The organism is Synergistaceae bacterium, assembly GCA_017444345.1.
In the GTDB taxonomy this organism is placed as follows: domain Bacteria; phylum Synergistota; class Synergistia; order Synergistales; family Aminobacteriaceae; genus JAFUXM01.
In genome coordinates this window covers 1-22,063 of the sequence record JAFSWW010000049.1, presented here as the reverse complement: position 1 = coordinate 22,063, position 22,063 = coordinate 1, and the positions used below count along the sequence as shown (strand labels likewise).

General features: G+C 39.9%; 20 protein-coding genes and 1 pseudogene. 16 read left to right on the top strand and 5 right to left on the bottom strand.

Translation table 11 applies throughout. From position 1 onward, the window contains the following. The first annotated feature begins 191 nt into the window (after positions 1-191). From IJS99_03230 to IJS99_03215, 4 genes are all read left to right on the top strand, one after another. A complete protein-coding gene (locus IJS99_03230) occupies positions 192-527 on the top strand; it encodes a hypothetical protein (GenBank protein ID MBQ7560837.1) in 336 nt (111 codons plus the stop codon). 120 nt (positions 528-647) lie between these two features. After that, positions 648-1,952 carry a serine dehydratase subunit alpha family protein gene (locus IJS99_03225; GenBank protein MBQ7560836.1) on the top strand — a complete coding sequence of 435 codons (1,305 nt, stop codon included), beginning with the start codon at positions 648-650 and terminating at the stop codon, positions 1,950-1,952. Between the two features lie 42 nt (positions 1,953-1,994). Next, the gene (locus IJS99_03220; GenBank protein MBQ7560835.1) at positions 1,995-3,224 is read left to right on the top strand and encodes a dicarboxylate/amino acid:cation symporter; all 1,230 of its coding nucleotides are present in this window, start codon (positions 1,995-1,997) and stop codon (positions 3,222-3,224) included. A gap of 64 nt (positions 3,225-3,288) precedes the next feature. Continuing rightward, entirely contained in the window at positions 3,289-4,140 is an 852-nt protein-coding gene (locus IJS99_03215) for an EamA family transporter (protein ID MBQ7560834.1), read from the top strand. 2 nt (positions 4,141-4,142) lie between these two features. Here the strand turns inward: IJS99_03215 and IJS99_03210 are convergent, their stop codons facing one another. Continuing rightward, positions 4,143-5,660: a hypothetical protein gene (locus tag IJS99_03210; GenBank protein ID MBQ7560833.1), complete on the bottom strand. Its 1,518-nt coding sequence runs from the start codon at positions 5,658-5,660 to the stop codon at positions 4,143-4,145. A 68-nt stretch (positions 5,661-5,728) separates the two neighbouring features. Here IJS99_03210 and IJS99_03205 point away from each other — a divergent pair, with 68 nt between their 5' ends. Together IJS99_03205 and IJS99_03200 are read left to right on the top strand one after the other, a co-directional pair. Continuing rightward, positions 5,729-6,130: a hypothetical protein gene (locus tag IJS99_03205; GenBank protein ID MBQ7560832.1), complete on the top strand. Its 402-nt coding sequence runs from the start codon at positions 5,729-5,731 to the stop codon at positions 6,128-6,130. Positions 6,131-6,133: 3 nt separating this feature from the next. Further along, entirely contained in the window at positions 6,134-6,313 is a 180-nt protein-coding gene (locus IJS99_03200) for a hypothetical protein (protein MBQ7560831.1), read from the top strand. 57 nt (positions 6,314-6,370) lie between these two features. Here IJS99_03200 and IJS99_03195 read toward each other — a convergent pair whose 3' ends face one another. From IJS99_03195 to secA, 4 genes are read right to left on the bottom strand one after another with little or no spacing between them, the layout of a single operon-like run. Further along, positions 6,371-6,667, bottom strand: coding sequence for a hypothetical protein (locus IJS99_03195; GenBank protein MBQ7560830.1), 297 nt, complete (start codon positions 6,665-6,667; stop codon positions 6,371-6,373). A gap of 3 nt (positions 6,668-6,670) precedes the next feature. Continuing rightward, positions 6,671-8,341 (bottom strand): arginine--tRNA ligase, encoded by a 1,671-nt coding sequence (locus IJS99_03190; protein ID MBQ7560829.1) that lies wholly within the window; start codon positions 8,339-8,341, stop codon positions 6,671-6,673. 27 nt (positions 8,342-8,368) lie between these two features. Continuing rightward, complete coding sequence (locus tag IJS99_03185) at positions 8,369-10,090, bottom strand: hypothetical protein (GenBank protein ID MBQ7560828.1); 1,722 nt, start codon at positions 10,088-10,090, stop codon at positions 8,369-8,371. A gap of 4 nt (positions 10,091-10,094) precedes the next feature. Then, complete coding sequence (gene secA, locus IJS99_03180) at positions 10,095-12,665, bottom strand: preprotein translocase subunit SecA (GenBank protein MBQ7560827.1); 2,571 nt, start codon at positions 12,663-12,665, stop codon at positions 10,095-10,097. Between the two features lie 141 nt (positions 12,666-12,806). On the opposite strand from secA, the gene IJS99_03175 reads away from it, so the two are divergent. The 10 genes and pseudogenes from IJS99_03175 to IJS99_03130 all read left to right on the top strand — a co-directional run bounded on the left by IJS99_03175 (position 12,807) and on the right by IJS99_03130 (position 22,056). Then, positions 12,807-14,972 carry a leukocidin family pore-forming toxin gene (locus IJS99_03175; protein ID MBQ7560826.1) on the top strand — a complete coding sequence of 722 codons (2,166 nt, stop codon included), beginning with the start codon at positions 12,807-12,809 and terminating at the stop codon, positions 14,970-14,972. A gap of 106 nt (positions 14,973-15,078) precedes the next feature. Next, complete coding sequence (locus tag IJS99_03170; protein ID MBQ7560825.1) at positions 15,079-15,564, top strand: Rrf2 family transcriptional regulator; 486 nt, start codon at positions 15,079-15,081, stop codon at positions 15,562-15,564. 19 nt (positions 15,565-15,583) lie between these two features. Further along, a pseudogene (gene nifS, locus IJS99_03165) lies at positions 15,584-16,765 on the top strand (cysteine desulfurase NifS). A gap of 3 nt (positions 16,766-16,768) precedes the next feature. Next, on the top strand, positions 16,769-17,185 hold the full coding sequence (gene nifU / locus IJS99_03160) for a Fe-S cluster assembly scaffold protein NifU (GenBank protein MBQ7560824.1): 417 nt from the start codon (positions 16,769-16,771) through the stop codon (positions 17,183-17,185). A gap of 295 nt (positions 17,186-17,480) precedes the next feature. Beyond that, positions 17,481-18,065 carry a sulfurtransferase-like selenium metabolism protein YedF gene (yedF, locus tag IJS99_03155; protein MBQ7560823.1) on the top strand — a complete coding sequence of 195 codons (585 nt, stop codon included), beginning with the start codon at positions 17,481-17,483 and terminating at the stop codon, positions 18,063-18,065. 1 nt (position 18,066) lies between these two features. Then, positions 18,067-18,828, top strand: coding sequence for a CoA activase (locus IJS99_03150; GenBank protein MBQ7560822.1), 762 nt, complete (start codon positions 18,067-18,069; stop codon positions 18,826-18,828). Positions 18,829-18,831: 3 nt separating this feature from the next. Further along, positions 18,832-19,587, top strand: a complete 756-nt coding sequence (locus IJS99_03145) for a hypothetical protein (protein MBQ7560821.1) — start codon at positions 18,832-18,834, stop codon at positions 19,585-19,587. Between the two features lie 13 nt (positions 19,588-19,600). Continuing rightward, positions 19,601-20,878, top strand: coding sequence for a 2-hydroxyacyl-CoA dehydratase (locus IJS99_03140; protein MBQ7560820.1), 1,278 nt, complete (start codon positions 19,601-19,603; stop codon positions 20,876-20,878). A gap of 4 nt (positions 20,879-20,882) precedes the next feature. Continuing rightward, complete coding sequence (locus IJS99_03135; GenBank protein ID MBQ7560819.1) at positions 20,883-21,134, top strand: DUF3343 domain-containing protein; 252 nt, start codon at positions 20,883-20,885, stop codon at positions 21,132-21,134. 16 nt (positions 21,135-21,150) lie between these two features. Continuing rightward, the gene (locus IJS99_03130; protein ID MBQ7560818.1) at positions 21,151-22,056 is read left to right on the top strand and encodes a TDT family transporter; all 906 of its coding nucleotides are present in this window, start codon (positions 21,151-21,153) and stop codon (positions 22,054-22,056) included. Positions 22,057-22,063 lie beyond the last annotated feature (7 nt).

Sequence of the window (22,063 nt, the reverse complement as noted above, 5' to 3'; positions counted from 1 at the left end):
CCCTGTCTACCTGGAAGATGAGGTTTCAGTAACTCCCACATTTTGTCTGATATGTCATGTCGTCTGTAATTTTCTGCCATCTTCTTTCTCCCTTCTGCTTCGTTTTTTATTATTTTACACTATTTGACGACACTATCTAATATGCTTGAGAAAATATTTATCAATTTATCAAGAAAGGGGAATTTTACATCATGACTAAACAAGAATTAATCGCAAAAGTTAATGACTTAATCGCCGCTTATTCATGTAATGCCGAACTTAAAGCCGCCGCAGAAAATTATCTCAAATCACAGGACAAAGACTCGGCCGATAAATTAATCAAGTGTCTTGAATCCAGCGTAAACAGCATTGACGAAACTATAGCACTTGCTGAGTCAGATATGGGCAAAAAGTTTTTTGGCGAAGAAGGAGCTATGAATCTCGCTAAAAATTGTCATAAGGCAAAAGACTCCGGCGAAAAGTTTTGCATTTGTCCGGCATGTCAGGCAGGTTCAGTTATTTATGCGAATAAAGAATTATTAGCGTAATCAAGTAATTAAATAAATTTGCTGCGTACGTCATTATATTATGATGTTATGCAGTATTTTTTTTTGCCTTGTGTAATGAGATAATTTGCTTAAATTTATATCGAGAGGGGAGAAAATTTCATGATTTCAAGGGATTTATACGAGAATTATATAAATATTTTACGAGCTGAATTAGTGCCTGCAATGGGCTGCACTGAACCGATTTCAATAGCATATGCAGCAGCCAAAGCCCGGTCAGTACTGGGAGAAGAGCCTATAAAAATTTTTGTGTCATGTTCAGGAAATATTATTAAAAACGTTAAGGGAGTAATCGTGCCAAATTCAGGAGGTCAAAAGGGTATCGAGGCGGCGGCAATTCTCGGAACAGTGGGCGGCGATGACACAAAAGAACTTGAAGTAATAGCGGGTGTAAATGATAAGGCGCGGGAACTCACAAAAAAATTAGTTCATGAGAAATTTTGCGATGTCTCACTAGTTGAAGATGTGCCAAATCTTTATATCGAAGTCAAAGCACAGGGCAGGAATCATAATTCACGAGTCATAATACAAGATAATCATGTAAATATAGCGTTGATTGAGTTAGACGGCAAAATTATTTATAAGGGTATTACTCACAAAGAAGAGGACTCGCAAGTAAAACTAAATTTTGACACTCACAAAATGAGCCTGAAAACTATTATAGAATTTGCAAACGAACTCGAAATTAATGACGTTCAAGAAATTTTATCGCGTCAAATTGAATATAACTCGCGAATCTCACAGGAAGGCCTCGACAACAAATGGGGTGCAAAGGTCGGCAAAACAATTTTAGAGAACTGGGGCAATGACGTAAGGAGCTCGGCATGTGCTAGGGCTGCGGCAGGATCTGACGCAAGAATGAGCGGCTGTCCACTTCCCGTCATAATAAATTCAGGCAGCGGAAATCAGGGAATCACGGTAACAATGCCCGTTCTTGAATATGCAGAAAATTGGCGTTTATCTCGTGAAAAAATTTATCGTGCCTTAACAGTAAGCAATCTAGTATCTATTTATATAAAGCATTATATCGGGTCTCTTTCTGCTTTTTGCGGGGCTGTGAGTGCTGCGGCGGGGGCTGGAGCTGCAATAACTTATATGGCCGGCGGAGATTTTGCTTCAGTGGGACGAACTATAACGAACACTCTTGCTAATGTCGGCGGGATTGTCTGTGATGGAGCTAAACCGAGTTGCGCTGCTAAAATTGCCTCGTCAGTGAATGCCGCTATACTAGCTCACTATATGAGCATGAATGAAGAAAATTTCAAGGGCGGCGAGGGATTTGTTCAGGACGATGTAGAACTCACAATTAAGAATATGGGCTATATCGGCAAAATCGGCATGAAAGAGACTGACAAGGAAATTTTAAATGTCATGATTGAGCGCGTAAATGTCGATTCATGTCTATAATATAGGAAAAATTTTTATATTTATATTCGGGAGGGCTTTATAATGAGTAATAATAATTCTTTCACAAGTTCATTGCCATTCAAGTTAATAGTCTCTCTAGTTGTAGGAATTTTAGCGGGACTCGGTCTAGCTTCTATTGATGGCAGCTCAATTTGTACGGCGATATTAAATATTGTCGTAACAGTGCGTTATATTTCCGGACAATTTATTAATTTCTGCGTGCCGTTAATAATAATAGGCTTTGTAGCTCCGTCAATAACGAGACTGGGCAGTAACGCGTCAAGAATGTTGATTTTAGCGTTAATAATTGCTTACTTGTCATCAATCGGTGCGGCATTTGCGGCGACTTTTTCGGGCTATTCGATAATTCCATTTTTGAATATTGTCAAAGAAGTTGAAGGCCTGAAGAGTTTACCCGATGTGTTATTTGCGCTTGCTATACCTCAAATAATGCCGGTAATTTCTGCTTTAGTGCTTGCTGTAACAGTCGGACTTGCTGCGGCATGGAACAGGAGCAAATATGTAATTAACTTGCTTGAAGAGTTCCAGAAAATAGTTTTAAGCATAGTATCAAGATTCTTGATTCCCGTGCTGCCTTTCTTGATCGGGACAACATTTTGCGGGCTTGCTTATGAAGGCTCAATCACGAAACAATTTCCGGTATTTATCGCGATAATCTTAATAGTAATGGCCGGGCATTTTATTTGGATGGCATTATTATATTTTATTGCCGGAGTATATTCAGGCCGCAACCCGTTTAATATAATCAAGAATTACGGCCCCGCATATATGACAGCAGTGGGAACGATGTCAAGTGCTGCGACTCTCTCTGTAGCTCTTGAGTGTGCAAGAAAATCCGAGCCGACTCTGCGTGATGACATGGTAAATTTTGGGATTCCTTTATTTGCTAATATTCATTTATGCGGTTCAGTTATGACAGAGACATTTTTTGTAATGGCGATTTCTAAAATTTTATACGGCTCATTCCCTACAGTCGGCAATATGATATTATTCTGTGTCTTGCTGGGAGTTTTCGCGATCGGAGCACCCGGAGTCCCCGGCGGTACAGTAATGGCCTCACTAGGTTTAATAACTGGAGTGCTAGGATTTGACGCGACTGGGACGGCCTTAATGCTTACGATATTTGCTTTACAGGATTCATTCGGGACAGCCTGCAACGTAACGAGCGACGGAGCATTAACGCTAATATTAACAGGTTACGCAGAGAAGCATAATATCAAGCCTGAGAATTTAGGGAATGTATTAGAGTAGTGAGAAAAATTTTTGCGCTGTTCTTGCTTGAATAAAAAAGGGACGGCGCAATTTTTTATATATCATGCAAAGTAAAAATAAATATTTAATCATGCTGCTTGCGTCAATAATAATATTTGGCTCGGTGGGAGTTTTACGCAGGCAAATAGATTTATCATCGGCCCTGATTGCGTTTTGCCGGGGTATAATAGGAGCGTCATTTATATTGTGCATTATTCGCGGGAGAATTCAGCGGGTCGGACTCAAGACATTTTTACAACTTGTAATAAGCGGGGCATTTCTGGGAATTAACTGGCTGTTCTTGTTCGAGTCCTATAATTTCACGAGTGTACCTGTAGCGACTTTATTTTGCTATACAAGTCCGGCAATGATAATAATTTTATCGGCAATATTCTTAAATGAAGGCTTTACGGGGAAGAAATTTATATGTCTTGCGCTCTCATTAACCGGAATGATATTAATTTCGGGAGTCCTTGACTCTGGGGGGATTGCTTCAAATGATGTCAGGGGGATATTATGCGCTCTCGTGTCAGCATTATTATATTCGTTAGTCGTTATAATGAATAAAAGTATTTCAGGCGTTGACGTTTACACAAAGACGATTACACAGCTAATTTTTTCAGCCGTTGCTTTATTGCCATATTTGATATTGACGGGTGAATTTTTTTCGGGCGAATGGTCAGTGAAAGCTGTAATTTTTCTGATTATTATATCCCTGATTAATACGGGAATAGCTTATATATTATATTTTGCTTCACTTGAGAAATTAAAGGCTCATACGGTTGCGCTGTTGAGTTATCTTGACCCATTGACGGCGTTAATTTTGTCGAGTTTGATTTTAGGTGAGAGTCTTACATTTACGGGACTTATAGGGGCGGCATTGATTCTTGTCTCGTCGCTTATGTGTGAGATTTAGCGTTAATATTTCGCAGCTGTTATTGAAAAATTTTCTTGTTTCTGTTCAGGCTCATTATAGAAATAATTATTTGTGATTCTAATATCTGAAGAAGTCCCGTCCGTAAAAATTAAATATGAGCTGATAAATTTTATATTATTATTTCGAGTGCTGAAAATTTGCGAGTAATTATTATTATGATTATCAAGATTAAAAATTTCTTCCGGCTCGTGAGTATTTATCCCGTAAACAATGCTTTTAACTGTGTCATTTGTATATGCTTCAACGCTGGTAGTTCCTAAGAAATCATTAATAATCAGCCATGAATCTTCACGATTCAGCAATAAATTTTTTCCTGCATTAAAATATTCCTGCTCGTAATCAAATTTGAACGCAAAATCCCCGTGTTCTTTGTTGTTATTATCGAGATATTTAATATTTAAATTAATTTCGCCTGAGTCTTGATATATATTTACAAAAAATTTCGGGTAGCCAGACTCGTAAAAGCCCGTTGATTTATATTCTGATTTATTTATGCTGTAAAAAATTTCGTTGATTTCGCCCTCTTTTTCCGGTATAACTTGAAACGCCAGCGGAGTATCAGCTAAATGCATTTCTCGCCCTCTTATTGCGTTAAGAGTTATTTGCTGACCCTTAAGATTTAACACAGTCCCGCCCGGTGTATAAATTCCGTTATCGAGCGTCAAATTTACTCCCCAGAAAATCACGAGAAGTGCAGCTATTGCCCCTGTATCAGAAATTAGGCCGGTTCGTGGAGTCCGCAATCTTAGCATTAAGGCACATGATAATAAAATAGTTAAAGAAATTATTACGAAAATGGGAATCAAGTTCGGCCAGTTCTTAGCAAGCGCAAATGTTAAAGCAAAAATTATCGCAAAAATCATGTCAGTCTTTATCGTGAATAACTTGCTGCCGATTAATTTTATTATATTATGAAGGCTCATTAACGGAACGGGCGAGTCTTGAATTTCCTGATTAGATTCTATAATTGTCATAATATTTGCGTTGTCCTGTAAATTTTTTAGATATTCCCAGTATTTAATTATTTCGTTAAAATCAGAACTTCCCGCGCGCCTGAATCTTTCAAGATAAATTATTTCGCGGTAATCAAGAATTAAATCAAAAATTTTTGTCTCATAAGCATAAATTAAATTATTATTCGCTGATTTAGTCTCGTGTCTAATTGCAAGCAAGCCAGCACAGAATTTATCAGACCGTTCAATTTTAGCAAGCATTCTAGTTATTGCCGAGTCGTCATAGCCTGTGATTATTGCTATATCATTAACATGAAATAAAATTTTAGAGTCGTCATCGTGTAAAATCAGCGCATTATTTCGAGATAAATATTTGCGTCTTAATTCGTCATTGCGTTCGTTAATATTCCCGTGAAAATTTCTATAATCATTTATGTAGCTGATTATATTCTCGTGAACTAGCGCGCGTATTTTCCTGAAACGTTTTGACATAGTCTGAAGGCGTTTAATAGTCTTATTTGCTAAATTGAAGGTCGTCATTTGCATTCGATTTTGTAAATCCCTCACTATAAAATTTGAGTAAAATATTATCACAAAAAGGAGTATATATATATATGAATATCGCAGTGTTTATTTTATCTATAATAGGCGGGATTGCAATAATCGGCGAAATTATGCCAGCTTTACAAGCTCTTTTTGTGCTTATTAGTGCTGAAGTAGTGCCGTCCGGTGTAATTGCTATTGTTTTCGTGATTATAGCCAGTGCTGTATTGCTTGTTATAGGCGGCTTTATGTCATGGAAGCGCAAGAAGAGAGCAGAAATAATTTTATGGATTTGCGCTGTATTATTCGGGATATTTACGCTTTTAGGTTCAGCAGTACCAAATGGCGGCGGCGATGCTCAGGGGCTTTTATTTTTTGCGGCAATATGCGGCGTTATATGCGCAGTGATGACTCATTATGACATGAAAAAATTTTTATCGCGTCAAAATCAAAGTCAAAATCAGGAGTCTTAACAAATGGACATAATATCAATTATTTACGTTGTCGCCGGTTATCTTGCAGTACCTAATACAATATGGGCAAATAAAGTTGTATTTGGCAATAATATTTTTTCACACAGAGCTATATTAGGCATATTTCTTGGCTGGCTGTTAATTCCGTGGTGGCTGCTGAAAATTTTCTTATCAGGCAAATAAAAATTTATTCCCCCCTTTCATGCTTTTATTTATCGGTATGTCAGAGGGGGGATTTTCTTATTTCAAGTTCGGCTCATTGTCGGGACTCTTAAGCAATATAACCCGCTCGCCCTGAGTTACTAGATTATATTGTTCACGCGCAAGATGTTCGACTCCTTCTTGAGTCTTGTAAAATGAAACTTTTTCTTGATAGTCCCTGACACTGTCCTTTTTTTGCTGTAAAATTACTTCACCGCGCGATATGGCCTCTCGAATTTGTGAGATTCTATCGAGTTCTATTCTGTAATATGTAAACGCGATCGCAATTAATAATACAGCAATCACTATAATAAAAATTTTCTTGAATGAAGGCATTATCTACATTCTTTCAGGAGCATTTACTCCTAAGAGTTCAAGGCATGAAGCAATAACTATTTTTGCTGCCTTAATCAAATTTACCCGGCCAAGCGCAATATTTTCATCGGGCTCGTCTATTATGCGATTCGTATTATAGAACGAGTGAAAGACTCCGGCCAAATTCAGCACATAACTTGTTAAGACTTGCGGAGCTAATTGACTCGATGCCTCACGAATTGAATCGGGATATTTCGCAAGTGTATCAGCAAGTTCACGGGCGTTTTTCTCGTTAAAAATTTCTTGATTAACTGAGTCATTATCATCAATAAATAAATTTCGCTTCTCAAGTTCCCGCAAAATTCCCGATATTCTAGCATGAGCATATTGCACGTAAAAAACTGGATTCTCGTTTGATTGTCTTTTCGCTAAATCTAAATCAAAATCTAATTGCGAGTCGCTCCTTCTCATCAGGAAAAAGAATCTGGCAGCGTCGACTCCGGCCTCGTCAAGTACTTCTTTGAGCGTGATAAATTCTCCGGCTCGTGTTGACATGTTAATAGATTTGCCGTCACGAATTAGATTCACGAGCTGAATTAATAATACATCGAAATCGTCGGGATTCTTGCCCATTGCTTTAATTGCTGCTTTGACTCGTGCGATATAACCGTGATGATCTGCTCCCCATACGTCAATAACCCGTTGAAATCCGCGCGTTATAAATTTATTTCTGTGATAGGCAATATCTGACGCAAAATAAGTCGGGACTCCATTTGCACGGATTAATACACGGTCTTTGTCGTCGCCTATAGTGTCTTCAGTCTTGAACCACAGGGCACCGTCTGACTCATATGCAAAGCCGCGTGATTTCAAATCTTCCATTGCTGAATTAACGAGATTATTTGCGTGTAAATAACCTTCAGGGAAGAAATTATCAAATTTTACCCGGAAATTTTCTAAATCCTGCTTAATTCCCGACATTATTTTATTTGCCGCATAAGTCTTGAAATAGTCTAAACTCTCTTCTCTGGGAACGTCTAAAAATTTTCTGCCCTCAAGATTTATAATTTCCTGTGCTAAGTCATAAATATAACTGCCTTTGTAGCCGTTTTCGGGGAATTCTGACACTTGGCCGAGTAATTCAAAATATCGCGCCTGTGTTGATTTGCCGAGCGTCATAATCTGCAAGCCCGAATCATTTACGTAATATTCCCGCTGAACATCCCAGCCCGTAAATTTAAGAATTCTAGCAACGACATCACCGACTGCCGCCCCTCTTCCGTGTCCGATATGAAGAGGCCCGGTCGGATTCGCACTGACAAATTCAACTTGAACGCGCCTATTACTGCCTAAATTTACAGCCCCGTAAGAATTGCCCTGATTTAATATACTCGTGATTGCTTGAGCGTAAAAATTTTTAGACAAGAATATATTTACAAATCCCGGAGCAGCAACGTTTATATTTTCGATTACGTCGGATTTAAGATTTTCTGCGATTTTATTTGCTATATCAAGCGGCTTAGTTTTCAGGACTCTTGCGAGCTTTAATGCTGTACTTGCTGCCCTGTCGCCGTGTTCAGGATCGCGGGGAGTCTCAAAAATTGCGTCGCTGTTCTCAACTCCGAGTAAATTTATAGCGTCCCTTAATGCTTGATTTAGATTTATTACTGCCTGATTTTCACCTGAAAATTTCATGATTTAACACCTTCTGTAAATATTCTCTTATTTTATCGGTATATTTCGGGTCGAGAATGCGTGCCACTGATCTATACATCTTTGCAGTAAAGCTAAATTACCCGCCGTGATAGTCTGCAAATTAACTACAAATTTTGCTGATGCCTCAAAACTGTGTAATCTGCTCCTGCTCTCATCAGAATAATTAATTTTGTCCTGATTTCTCGGAGTTTTGCCGGTCGTTAAAGCCTGTTTGCCGTTTTTCGGGAATTCTATATTAATTTCCTGCTCAATCATGAACGGGAATAATAATTCAATGGGTGAATCTTTACCCGCTAAATTTTTCACCGTCTGAGGCTCAAACACAGGAGGCATAGCAAGCCAACGAACTCCGCCGCCTGAAATTCCCGTTTTATTCACGAGATTGAATACTATTACTGGAGTCCCCTTAACTTTTTGCAGCTTGACATTATTATAATTCGTAAGCCCCGGAAATAGTGAGAGCAAAGCCCCTCTTGCTGTTCCGTCCGTTGGATTATCACCGAGTAATAAAGCACTCCATCCGCCTTTGAGAATTACACGTATTGTGCCGCTCAATCTTGCGTCATTGTCTAATTTGAGATTCATTACAGCTGTTAATTTATTCTCAGTATATGAACTCGAAGGCAATCGGCGGGGATTTAATTTATTTTCCTTGCTGACTGTGTAAATCTTTGCTCCCGTTAATAATCTAGGATCGTCCAAATTATGGAACTCAAAATCTTTAACGCCCTGAACATGCAAGACGGGATCATAAAAAATTGATTCGCATAAAGGCGTGTTATCATCAGGTTCAAACGGGATTAGCCAAGCTAACGAGGCATTAATTTTTTGTCCTGAAAGCCAGTATCTTGCGAGTTTAATTTTTTCTGCGCGGGTCCATTCGCCTGAATCCGGAATTTTGCGGGGAGATAGACTTTCAGCTAAATTTATTTCCGGCTGCTTCATTAAGTATGCTATTAAACTTTTAGGAGTAAATTTTTTTATCGGGAGGGGAATCGAGTCAACTTCTTCTACATTTCTCAACATAGGCGCGAGTCCTGAATTACCTTTTTTGACACTGAAAGCTGCTCCCATGCGTGAAAGTCTTGCAATTTCTCCCTCGTTCGTGTAAGGATCTATATTTATACGCCGCCAAATATAAATATGATTGTCGTCAATCTCTTCATGTTCGGGCGAGATTCTTTCAGGGAATGTGCGATAAGTTAATTTGCTTGCTGAATTAATTTCAAGAATTGACTCCCAGACTCTCAAATCTTCCTGAAACCAGCAAAGACCCTCGATTTCTAGTTTCTCCGGGTATATCTCCTTCCATGTGAGAACTATTATATAATCTTCAGGGAGTCCTGAAAAATTTACGGCATAATAGCTTGAATTATCTTCAGGTTTTGCACTGCCTATTTTTGCACCGCTCGCAGGGTCATAAATTGATGATTCTAGAATTTCAACATTTCCATTTGCCGGGACGGGAATATTCCAATTAAGCCACTTGCTTTCAAGACCTTGACGGCCTCGAATAACATAGAGTCTAGCTGCCTCGATACCGCCGTTTTTTGCGCTTGAGATTGCCGTGTGCTTGAGCCAAATTATACCCTGATCAGCGGGATATGTCGTAAAATCGGGATTCATCGTCCGCATTCTTGATAAATCATAGTCAATAGCAAACGCATTAACTCTCATGCAAGATATAATTACGAGTGCTAATAAAATTTTTTGCGTGATATTCTTCATATTATTAAAGTCCTCTTCCATGACAATATTTATATTTCTTGCCGCTTCCGCACGGGCATGGGTCATTACGGCCGATTTTTTCTTTTTTGCCGGGTAGAATATTATTTTTTTGCGGAGTCTGTGTAAATTCGGGCTTGCTGAACTCTAATTTTTCAGCCTCGATTCTATGCTGTTCGGGAGTGCTTAATACTCGTGAACGTAATAATCTCTCGCAAAATGTGAGTTTCACGCGTTCGGTCATATCCTGAAATAAATTATATGACTCAAACTGGTATTCTATTAATGGATCTTTCTGGCCGATTGCCCGCAGTCCTATTCCCCGCCTTAATTCGTCCATTGAAGTCAAATGCTCGCGCCAGTCCTCATCAAGAATATATAACAAAGTCCCGCTGATTATTTCAGCCGCCATCCTGCTGTCATAAGTCTTGAACTCTTCAACTTTTGAGTCATAACGCGATTTTATGCCGTCAATAATTTCTCCTTTCATGCCCTCCATATCGAGCCTATTATCAACGCTTGCTATATTCTTTTCCGAGCCTGCACCGAATACAGATTTTAATTTAGCCGCTGCCCTGTCAGGTTCGCAATTAGAATTATCGGGGAAGTACTTATCAAGAATTCCATTAATAACGCCCTCGAAAATGTCCCAGCCATATCCCGGCATTTCTTCAGGCGGAGTCGTTAATATTGCCTCACGTTCCGCGTAAATTGCCTCGCGCTGTTGATTCATGACGTTATCATATGCGAGTAACTGTTTACGAATATCAAAATGTAACTCTTCGACTTTCTTTTGCGAGTTCTCTATTATTCTTGTGAGCATTGATGACTCTATAGCCTCGCCGTTTTTCATTCCGAGTTTGCCCATTAAAGGCTGAATCCTGTCAGACCCGAATAAACGCAGCAAATTATCTTCCAACGACAAATAAAATCTTGACGCCCCCGGATCTCCCTGACGGCCTGAACGCCCCCGCAATTGATTATCTATACGCCTTGACTCGTGTCTTTCTGTGCCTATTATTGCGAGTCCTCCGTTTTTAACGACTCTATCATGTTCGGCCAAGTCCGGAGGATTCCCGCCCAGCATTATATCAGTCCCGCGCCCTGCCATGTTTGTAGCGACTGTTACAGCGCCCTCACGCCCTGCTTGAGCGATAATTAATGCCTCCTGCTCGTGATATTTCGCGTTCAAAACGTGATGAGGAATCTTGCGAGCCTTTAATAACTTGCTGACTCTCTCGGAATTCTCTATTGAAGTAGTACCCACTAAAACAGGCTGCCCGCGTTTATGGCATTCTTCAACCTCGTCAGTAACTGCGCTGTATTTTTCCTGTTCAGTCGCAAAAATTACATCAGGATAATCCACGCGAATCATTTTTTTATGAGTCGGAATCGTAACAACCTGAAGGCCGTAAATTTCTTTGAACTCTTCTGCTTCGGTGGCTGCTGTTCCTGTCATTCCTGCTAATTTGTGATACATTCTGAAATAATTCTGAAGTGTTATAGTTGCAAGCGTTTGACTCTCACGACCGATTTTGACTCTTTCTTTTGCCTCGATTGCCTGATGAAGCCCTTCAGAGTACCGCCGGCCTATCATAAGCCGCCCCGTGAATTCGTCAACGATTATTACTTCGCCGTCCTTAACGACATAATCAATATCTCGTTTATATAAAGTATGAGCCTTCAAAGCCTGTACTACTCTATGAGCTAAATCAGAGTGCGCAAGTTCAGAGAAAAGCCCGGGAATCTTTAAATACTGCTCGCAATTCTGTATACCTGATTCAGTCATTGATATACTGCGTTCCTTCTCGTCCTTCTCGAAATCGCGGCCCTCTTTCAAGTATCTTGCTGCTGAGTCTGCCTTAACATATAAGCTCGTATCATCGTCTGAAGCTCCCGAAATTATAAGCGGAGTCCTTGCCTCGTCTATCAAAATCGAGTCAACCTCGTCAACTATGCAGAAATTATGACCTCTTTGCACTTTCTCGTCCAGTCTCAAGACCATATTATCGCGCAGATAATCAAAACCGAATTCGCTGTTAGTTCCGTATGTTATATCAGCTTTATACGCCGCGAGTCTCTCTTCATTAGGCATATACGGATAAATCACGCCGACATTGAGTCCCAGAAAATTATAAATCGGGCTCATCCATTCCGCGTCTCGTTTTGCAAGATAGTCATTAACTGTAACTAAGTGAACGCCTTCACCCTTGAAAGCATTTAACACTACTGCGAGAGTAGCCGCTAAAGTTTTGCCCTCACCTGTTTTCATTTCAGCAATCCGGCCATCGTGTAAAGCCATTCCGCCTATTAATTGCACGTCGTAATGTCTTAAATTTATAGTGCGCTGTGAGACTTCACGGACAATCGCGAAAACTTCCGGTAAAATATCATTCAAAGCGTCGGGGCTGTCGAGTGCGTGAGATTTTAACTCATTTGCGCGCGCCTTGAGTTCGTCATCAGATTTAGATTTTATATTATCTGCGTATGAGTTAATTATATCGACAAAGCCGTTATAAGTCTTTAATGCTCGGTCGTTAGGGTCAAGTCCTAAAATTTTTTTTATGCTGCTAAATATCAAATTTTTACGTCCTCCAAATTATATTATTATTCATGCGATTTTATTTGAGAAAAGATTATCACAATATTATATAACTCGCAAAAAAATAGCTTTACTTGTAAAATATTAGCAAATTATTTTATGGAGGTATGAATCCATGTGGAAAAATTCTTCACAACATATCGGGCTGTTATGGCTCATTGCTGCACTATTCACTTTCTCTCTTGTCATGTCAGCAGGCTGCGGGGGGGGGGGAGCTTCCTAATCGATGATATAACCCCTGAACCGACTCCAGAGCCGACTCCGACTCCAGAAAGCCCGGACGTTACACCTGTTAATCCTGATAATCCGGAAACAAAAAACGAACTCGCGGAGAAACTTTTATCATATTCTGACGTGTATAGACTTCAGGAATTTATCAGGGGCTCAAGCAAGGCCAAGAAAGGCGATATACTTTTATGGCATAAGCAAGAGGGCGAAGACTTCTCAGCAGAATTAAATAATGAGTCGTATATTTCAAGACTCAATGACGCATTAAATAACGGGGCAATAATCGCATTTATCGATATTCAAGCACAATATATTGACAAATTAACGGACTCTCTTGATTTGGATTTATCGCCGTATTTACCCGACAATGCAACCGAGCAGGAAAAACAAGCAGCTGAAGATTTTTACTCGGTAGCAATTAGAATCCCTTCTGAAGATATTATGCCGCTGAATTCCGATGACATTGAAGATGTATGGGACACATACGAATATTTCGGGAGCGATTTATTTTACAGTCAAGACATTATGACAATTACTTATACATCGGGCGACGAGACATTTACGCTCAATCCCGCCGAGTCAGAACTTGACAGCACGGACTTAGAAATTATATATACTTCAGGCGATTATGAAGTCTTGAGCGGTGATATTATTCTCTCAACAGATCCGAATCCTATTGATTATAATTATGTTGACGATACAGCAGAAGATTTCTTAGAGTGGGCAGAAGCTCTTGACAGTCTCAAGGCATATAATGAACTTGTCTCATCTGATAATAATATACGCACAGCGAAAAAAATACGTATTTCAGACAGTGCCAGCGCAGTATTTCCGGGATATTCATATACGTTTAAGCCGATTATGCATGTTACACCGAGAAAATATTATTTCACCCGCCGGGTAGCTAAAGGTGAAACCTTCTTCACATATAACCGTGAATATAAAGCATGGCACCGAGACACGAGCATGGTATTTAATATTATTCCCGTGCATAATTTCAATGACGGTTCAGATTACTATATAGTAAAAGTTACAGGCGAGACAAACCCCTCACAGCAATATGCGCACCTCTCCGAGACTGCAGGCGGAGCAATTCTTGACGGACTCGGAACTGATAAACTTAGTGCGTTACAATTTTTAGCGAATGATACTATTTTAGGCTATAACTGGATTATTGAGTACTCGGCGCAATTCAGAGCGGGTAATACTCCGGTCGGTACTGTGTCAAAAGCTGCTCCTCGAACTCTTAACAAGGAGACAAAGAAAACTAACGGCGAAACTTTCCAAATTGACGGCGGAATAACGGGCGGAGGTAGTGCTAAGGACGGTGCAAAAGGGGAAATCTCAATCAAGCCGAGCTATAAATGGGAGAGTAAAGTAGAATATACAGTTACAGATTATGAATGTTCGAGCAGGTCGGGCGGAAGTACTGCCAGCTGGGTTTGGAATTTCCAACGGCCTGAAGACGGGAAGCGCGGACCCTATGCAACATGGCTTAAAGATGTTCCAACGTCGGGACGCTCAAGCATTGCACTTAACAGCGAATTTGTAGTAACTGTAACAAAGGCAGAATGGCAGAAAAATCCGCAGCTGAAATTATACGTAAATTTCAAAACAAATGAAGGCGCAACAGAAGGCCATACTAACAAGTATTACACTAAATGGGGACGCAGAGATTATGATTACGCGTGGGAGAAAAACAACAACAGCGAATATACAATCCCTCGTCCGGCACATATAGCAGTAACTCAAGCAAAATTTAATTACACTGCAACACCTGCAAGCGGTCATACTCAAGTAGTAGAGCTTTTATCTGAATTAGACTGGACAGCAACGGCCAATGCGGGCTGGATTCACTTGACTACGAGCGACAATAACAAGAAAACAGAAAACGGACTCGAGTCTGTGAGCGGTTCGGCAACTGGCAGGAATAAAAAGCAAGTCATGATCTCTGTAGACTCAGTAACAGACGGTAAGGACAGGGGCGGCAAGATAATATTTAAGGCTTCTGACGGTGAGACATGCACTGTAGAAATTTTGCAGGCCGGTAAATAAATAATTAACCATTCTCTCGGACATATGAGTTCGGGAGAATTTTTTTTGCGTCATATAATCTTGATTAAATTAATCGGGTATATTATACTTTGCGCGATTTAGTTTTGTGAAGAGAGATGATTTATTGAAGTTATCAACAATGGCGCGTTATGGTCTTCGGGCGATGTCATATTTAAGCGTTAAAGAAAACGAGTCGCCCATTTGTGTAAACGATATTGCTTCGTGTCAAAATATTCCTGTAACTTTTCTTGAGCAGATACTTGTAAAATTAAGGCGCGGGGGACTCCTTGAGAGCGTCAGGGGAGCGCAGGGAGGTTATAAGCTCGCAAAAAATTCAAGCGAAATCACAATCTCTGAAATTCTTTGTGCCTTAAATGAGCCGGTAATCTGGGGAGAATGTCAGACGGAGAAGGGCTGCGAAAATGTTTTGACTTGTCCGACGTTCAATTTATGGCAGCGTGTTAAATCCGCAGTAGATAATATTTTGATGAGCACAACACTTGACGAGATAACGCGCGAGGAAATTTGCAATAATTCAGAACGTGAAGCAATTCACAATAAAGCACTATCAAGGAAAAATAAGGAGGAATAATTTATAAATGTTTTGTTACATGGATCACACAGCTACGACTCCTGTAAGTCCTGAAGTATTAAGCGCAATGATGCCATATTTCAGCGAAAATTTTGGGAATCCCTCAAGCGTTTATTCATTCTCACGCAAGAGCCGGGCAGCAATCGAGAAAGCACGCGAACAAGTAGCAAGCTCACTTAATGCCGACCCTTCAGAAATATTTTTTACAGGTTCAGGAACTGAAGCGGATAACTGGGCACTTAAGGGAACACTTGAGAAAGCTGTTAAACTCGGCAAAAATCACTTAATCACGACTAAAATCGAACATCACGCGATTCTACATACTGCCGAATACTTGAATAAATTTCACGGTGTTGAAGTTACATATTTAAATGTAGATTCAGAAGGCATGATAGATCTTGACGAACTCGAGTCAGAAATCACAGACAAGACGGCTTTAATATCTATAATGTTCGCAAATAATGAAGTGGGAACTATTGAGCCAGTCGCAGAAATCGGGGCAATTTGCCGGGAACATAAAATCCCCTTTCACACAGACGCAGTACAGGCCGCAGCACACTTAAATATTGACGTTAAAGAAATGAATATAGACATGCTTTCAATGTCAGCACACAAAATGTACGGACCTAAAGGAGTCGGAGCTTTATATTTGCGCAAAGGAATGAGGCCGGAAAATTTTATACACGGCGGGGCACAGGAGAGAAAGCACAGAGCCAGCACTGAAAATATTGCGGGTATAGTCGGATTCGGTGAGGCCATGAAAATTTTAAAATCGCGTTTAGATGACGACAAAGCAATAAATTCATTAAGACGTGATAAATTAATCGCGGGAATTCTCGAAAAAATACCTCATGCGAAATTAAACGGTGCGACAGGGAATAAGAGACTGCCTAATAATATAAATTTCAGCTTTATAGGTGTAGAAGGCGAGACTTTATGATTAGATTTGGACGCAAGGGGGATCAGCGCGTCAACTGGTAGTGCGTGCAGTTCTGAGAGTTTAGATCCTTCACATGTATTATTAGCACTGGGATTAAAACACGAAATGGCTCACGGGTCATTAAGATTCACAATCGGGCGATTAACAACGGACGAGCAGATAAATTACTTGCTTGAAGTTTTGCCGGAAATAGTATCGAGAAGGCGCGCAATGTCGCCGTTATGGGAAGATTACTTAAAAACTTTAGGAGAGAAGGCTTAAATTATGGCATTAGATTATAGTCAAAAAGTTATGGATCACTTTATGAATCCTCACAATGTCGGAGAAATCGCAAACCCTGACGGAGTCGGCGAGGCAGGAAATCCCAAATGCGGGGACATCATGAAAATTTATTTGAAGGTCAACCCTGACACGCAGATAATTGAAGACGTGAAATTTAAGACGTTCGGTTGTGCGAGTGCAATAGCGTCATCAAGTATGGCTACTGACATGATCAAGGGACGAACTATTGAAGACGCATGGAATTTGACAAATAACGCGGTGGCAGAAGCTCTTGACGGTTTACCTCCCATTAAAATGCACTGCTCAGTCTTGGCCGAAGAAGCTATACACACAGCACTGAATGATTACCGCGCTAAGCACGGAATGAATTTAATTCCTATGGAACATCACGAAGATTAATAAAATTTGTCCCCTGACTCGTAACAAAGCCGGGGGATTTAATTATTGAAATATAGTAATAATATTTATAGCCTTATAAAATCTTTCATGCTAAAATCTTTCAATCAAGAAATAAAATTTTATTAATACTAAATCAGAAGGGAGCGCAAGAGGAGTCATTATGCCGCGTTTTACGTGAAAAATTTTTACATGCACGGGAATGCATTATAATCACTTACTTTTTGCGCACATGTCAAATTACTCGCAATAAAATTTATGCACTCCCATTTAAGCACGGCAAAATACTCTAACAACAATGCAAAAAATTAACGCAATGGGCAAATTATGTCCCGAACCTGTTATTATGACTAAGGCCGAAATCGAGAAGGGCGCAAATGAACTTGAAATCTTAGTAGATAATGATATAGCCGTCTCAAATGTTACAAGACTGCTTAATAATAAGGGGTACGAGGTCAAATTAACACGCAGTGAGTCAAATAATGAGCGCAAATTAACAGCTAAGAAAGTCGCTTCAGGTGAAGTAGAAGCAATTTCAAAGCGTGATGAGTTATTAGCGATTCTAGTAGCTCATGATGTTTTAGGCGGCAATGATAAGGAACTCGGCGAGGTCTTAATGAAGGCTTTTCTCGGCTGTATCTCAAAATTATCGCGCCGTCCTGCTGTAATGGCTTTCATGAATGAAGGTGTAAAGCTCGTTTTGCCGGAGTCATCAGCTTGCGAATACATTAAAGATTTAGAGAAGGCCGGCACAAAAATTTTAGTCTGCGGGACTTGCACGACTCATTTTAATATTAGTGAAAAAATTGCAGTCGGTACGATTTCTAACATGTTCGAAATTATGGAAATGATAACTGGAGCGGATAATACTTTAATTTTCTAGCATGATTTACGCGGGTATAGATATAGGCTCAACAGCAGCAAAGGCAGTTATTCTTGACGATTCAAAGCAAAATATTATCGCAAAAAAGTTGATGCCCACCGGCTGGAACAGTAAAGAGACTGCGAACGAGCTTTTAACATGGCTTGAGAGTCAAAATATTCCCCGTTCTGAATCTCGAATCATTGCGACAGGTTACGGGCGTGTTTCAGTTCCATATGCCGACAAAACTTTAACGGAGATAACTTGTCATGCAAAAGGGGCGGCATTTCTCGCGCAAGAATCCGGAAATCTCACAGTTATAGACATCGGCGGGCAGGACACAAAAATTATTTTGCTCTCAAATGGCCGGGTCGTTGATTTCGTCATGAATGATAAATGTTCGGCGGGGACTGGCAAATTTTTAGAAGTCATGTCTAACAGAATGGGCTTGACTCTTCCTGAATTCTTTTCACTCGCTGAACACGGCCAAGAAGTAAAAATTTCGTCAATGTGTACAGTTTTTGCAGAAAGCGAAATAGTGAGTCTCATGGGATTAGGCACACCCCGTGAAAATATTGCTTGCGGTGCTATAAGTTCAGTTGCTGCAAAAGTCGCTATATTGGCAGGCCGTAAAGTAAACGGGGAGAAAAAATATTTCTTGACGGGCGGATTTTGTGAGGCTGATTTACTCGTTAAAAAACTTGCTGAAGTCTTAAATGCTGAAGTGAAAACATGCCCCGATTCAAGATTTGCAGGTGCTATAGGGGCGGCCTTGCTGGGTTGAGACATGAAAATTTTTGACGAACTCGAAAATTTACGGCGTGAGGCTTATGTTAAAGCGGTTTTGCGTGATGATGTAATAGGCTATATAGGCTCAAGAATTCCCGTTGAAATATTTTACTCGCGCGGTTTATATGCGATTCCTGTTTATGGGATTGACTCGGAAATATTAAATTATTCGCAGGATAAAAATTTGTGTGATTTAGTTAATGCGACAATAACATATGCTAAGACCGATAAATGCCCGTTGATTCATAGCAGTAAATTAATAGTCTGTGAAAATTTTTGCGAGATAATGACTCGTGAAATAAGCGCGCTAAATAAAAACGTGTTTATTTATGAATCCGGCCAAGAAGATAATTTAATTGCTGAAATAAATAATATTTACGGATTCAGGAAATTGCGGGACGTGAAGGAATTGACTCGCAAAATTAGTGATTTACTTCACAAGCTGAAATTTTACTCGGATTTAACGGGGCTTCAGGCTTATATTATCGAGTACTACATAAAATTTTTAGAACTTGACGAGCAATTAAATATTTTGCAGGAAATAGCAGGCTCTACAAATTTTCATGACGAGCAAATAAATTACTGCCCTGTTTATGTTCAGAATGGAGCGGGGATTTATAGGCAGATCGACAAAATTTTTGCAGGCAAGAATTATAGAATTATCGAAGATTTTTGCTTGAATAATCACAAATATAATTACGTGTTCAAAGATTGCCAGTTATATCACGGAGAAATTATAAGCTATAAACTTTGAGGGAGGTTTTACAATGGCAGATTATCATCAAATGTGGCAGGATTTAGGAATGGACGTAAAGACTCATGATTTACTGTGTGAGGCTTTACCGGGGGCATTCGGTGATGTATTCTTATCGCAGCAAAACAGGCCGGAGGGAATGGACTATTTTAATATGGTAGTTGCTGAGATTCACGGAATCAGGCCGGCTGAATTACTCGAACACAAGAAAAACGGCGGTAAAGTTGTCGGCACATTCTGCATTCATGTCCCTGATGAGATTCCCATTGCTGCGGGAGCGATTGCTACGGGTTTATGTTCAGGCTCTCAATTCTGGGTGCCGGGCGGGGAGAAAAAATTACCTGCTGCGACATGCCCGTTAATAAAAGCTAGTTTAGGCGCGAGATTTGACAGGACCTGCCCATTTTTCAGACTTGCTGATTTGTTTATCGGCGAGAACACATGCGACGGCAAAAAGAAAGCATGGGAGATCTTAGCAGAAGATGCCCCGATGTATATAATGGACATTCCGCAAATGAAACGCCCTAAAGATTATGAGCACTGGGCAGAAGAGATTAAAGGCTATCTTGCAAAGTGTGAAGAGTTGACGGGGAATAAAGTAACTCCGGCGAAATTACGCGAGGCAATTATTTTATTGAATAACAAGCGCAAGGCACTGCAACGACTCGCAAATTTCAGAAAACTTGACGATATACCCATCAGCGGGAAGGACGTATTATTAATCACGCAAATAGCATTTTACGACGACCCTGCGAGAATTACCGGAATGATTAATAAATTATGCGATGAGTTAGACGAGCGCGCAAAAAATCATGTCTCAGTATTTCCTAAGGGCGCAAAAAGAATCTTAATCACCGGCACGCCTTTATCGATTCCAAATTGGAAGATTCATCACATTGTCGAGAGTCTCGGCGGGGCTGTAGTCTGTGAAGAGTTATGCACTGGAGTCAGATATTACGAGAAATGCGTAGACGAGTCCGGCGCAACTATTGACGAAATGATTAAGAATTTGACTGATAGATACATGGGAGCGATTCACTGCGCTTGCTTCACTCCTAATTTTGAACGCATTGACGATATTAAGAGACTTGTTAAAGAGTATAAGGCCGATGGAGTTATAGATTTAAATCTCAAGTTCTGCAATATCTATGACACTGAAGGATTCTTTGTTGAGCGCGAATTAAAGAATGCGGGGATTCCAGTTTTAGGCATTGAGACAGATTACACTGATCAGGACGCAGAACAGTTAAAGACTCGAATCGGGGCATTTCTTGAGATGTTAGGGAACTAATAAATTGCTGCATTATATATTATTCCCTGATGTAACGAACGCTCAGAAATTATATGACTCAATGAAGTCAGACGGGATTAAATGCACGTTCGCTCCGACACCTAGAGAGGCCGATAAATGCTGCGGGGTAAGCGTGCTTTATTACAACGAGTCAGATAAAGAAAGAATCACGGGATTAATTAATTCGCTCGACGTGAAAATATTAAAATTTTTTGACGGTGAATCAGGCAATCCCGCCCGCATGAAATTTTGTTAGGAGGTATGAATTTATAATGTCATTCTTGAAACGTTATCCCATTCCTATAGCTGGATTAATACTCGGTTTATTTGCTTTAGGGAATTTGATTCAGTCATACAGCACAGAAGCCCGGCATGTGTTAGGCTTGATTGCGTTTATTTTATATGTGCCTTACTTGCTGAAAATTTTATGTCTGAACACAAAACTATCTGAACCGCTTGATAATCCCGTTGCTGCGAGTGTATTTCCGACTTTCACAATGGCGACTATGTTATTAGCAGGATATATTAAGCCCTATAGCCCAGAATGTGCAAATATAATCTGGTACGCCGGAGTAATCTTTCATGTGCTATTAATAATCTGGTTCACGTTTAAATTTGTCGTGAGAAATTTTGCGATAAAAAAAGTCTTCCCTTCATGGTTCATAGTATATGTAGGAATTGCAGTCGCCAGCGTGTCAGCTCCTGTAACTGGAAATTTAGACATCGGTCAATATGCTTTCTGGTTCGGGTTAATAACTTATATATTATTATTAATTGTCGTCTGCAAAAGAGTCTTTCTAGTCGGAGAAATTCCCGCACCTGCACAGCCTACAACTGTAATATTTGCTGCTCCTGCCTCGTTATTACTGGCTGGCTATATGGTATCATTTCCTGAAAAAATTTCATGGCTCGTTTATGCGTTATTAGCCTGCTCGATTTTTTTCTGGGCTGTAGGAATGATTTATTTATTGAAAACTTTCAGCTTTAAATTTATTCCGAGTCATTCTGCCTTCACATTCCCATTAGTAATTAGCGCATTGGCCGTGAAGTTATCAGCAAATTTTACGAGTCTTTCATGGCAGGGGATATTATACGAGATTCAGACAGTTATAGCACTTGTTATAGTTTTATGGGTTCTCGTGCGTTATGTGATGTTCTTGTTTGCTAAGAGTGAATAAATTTTTG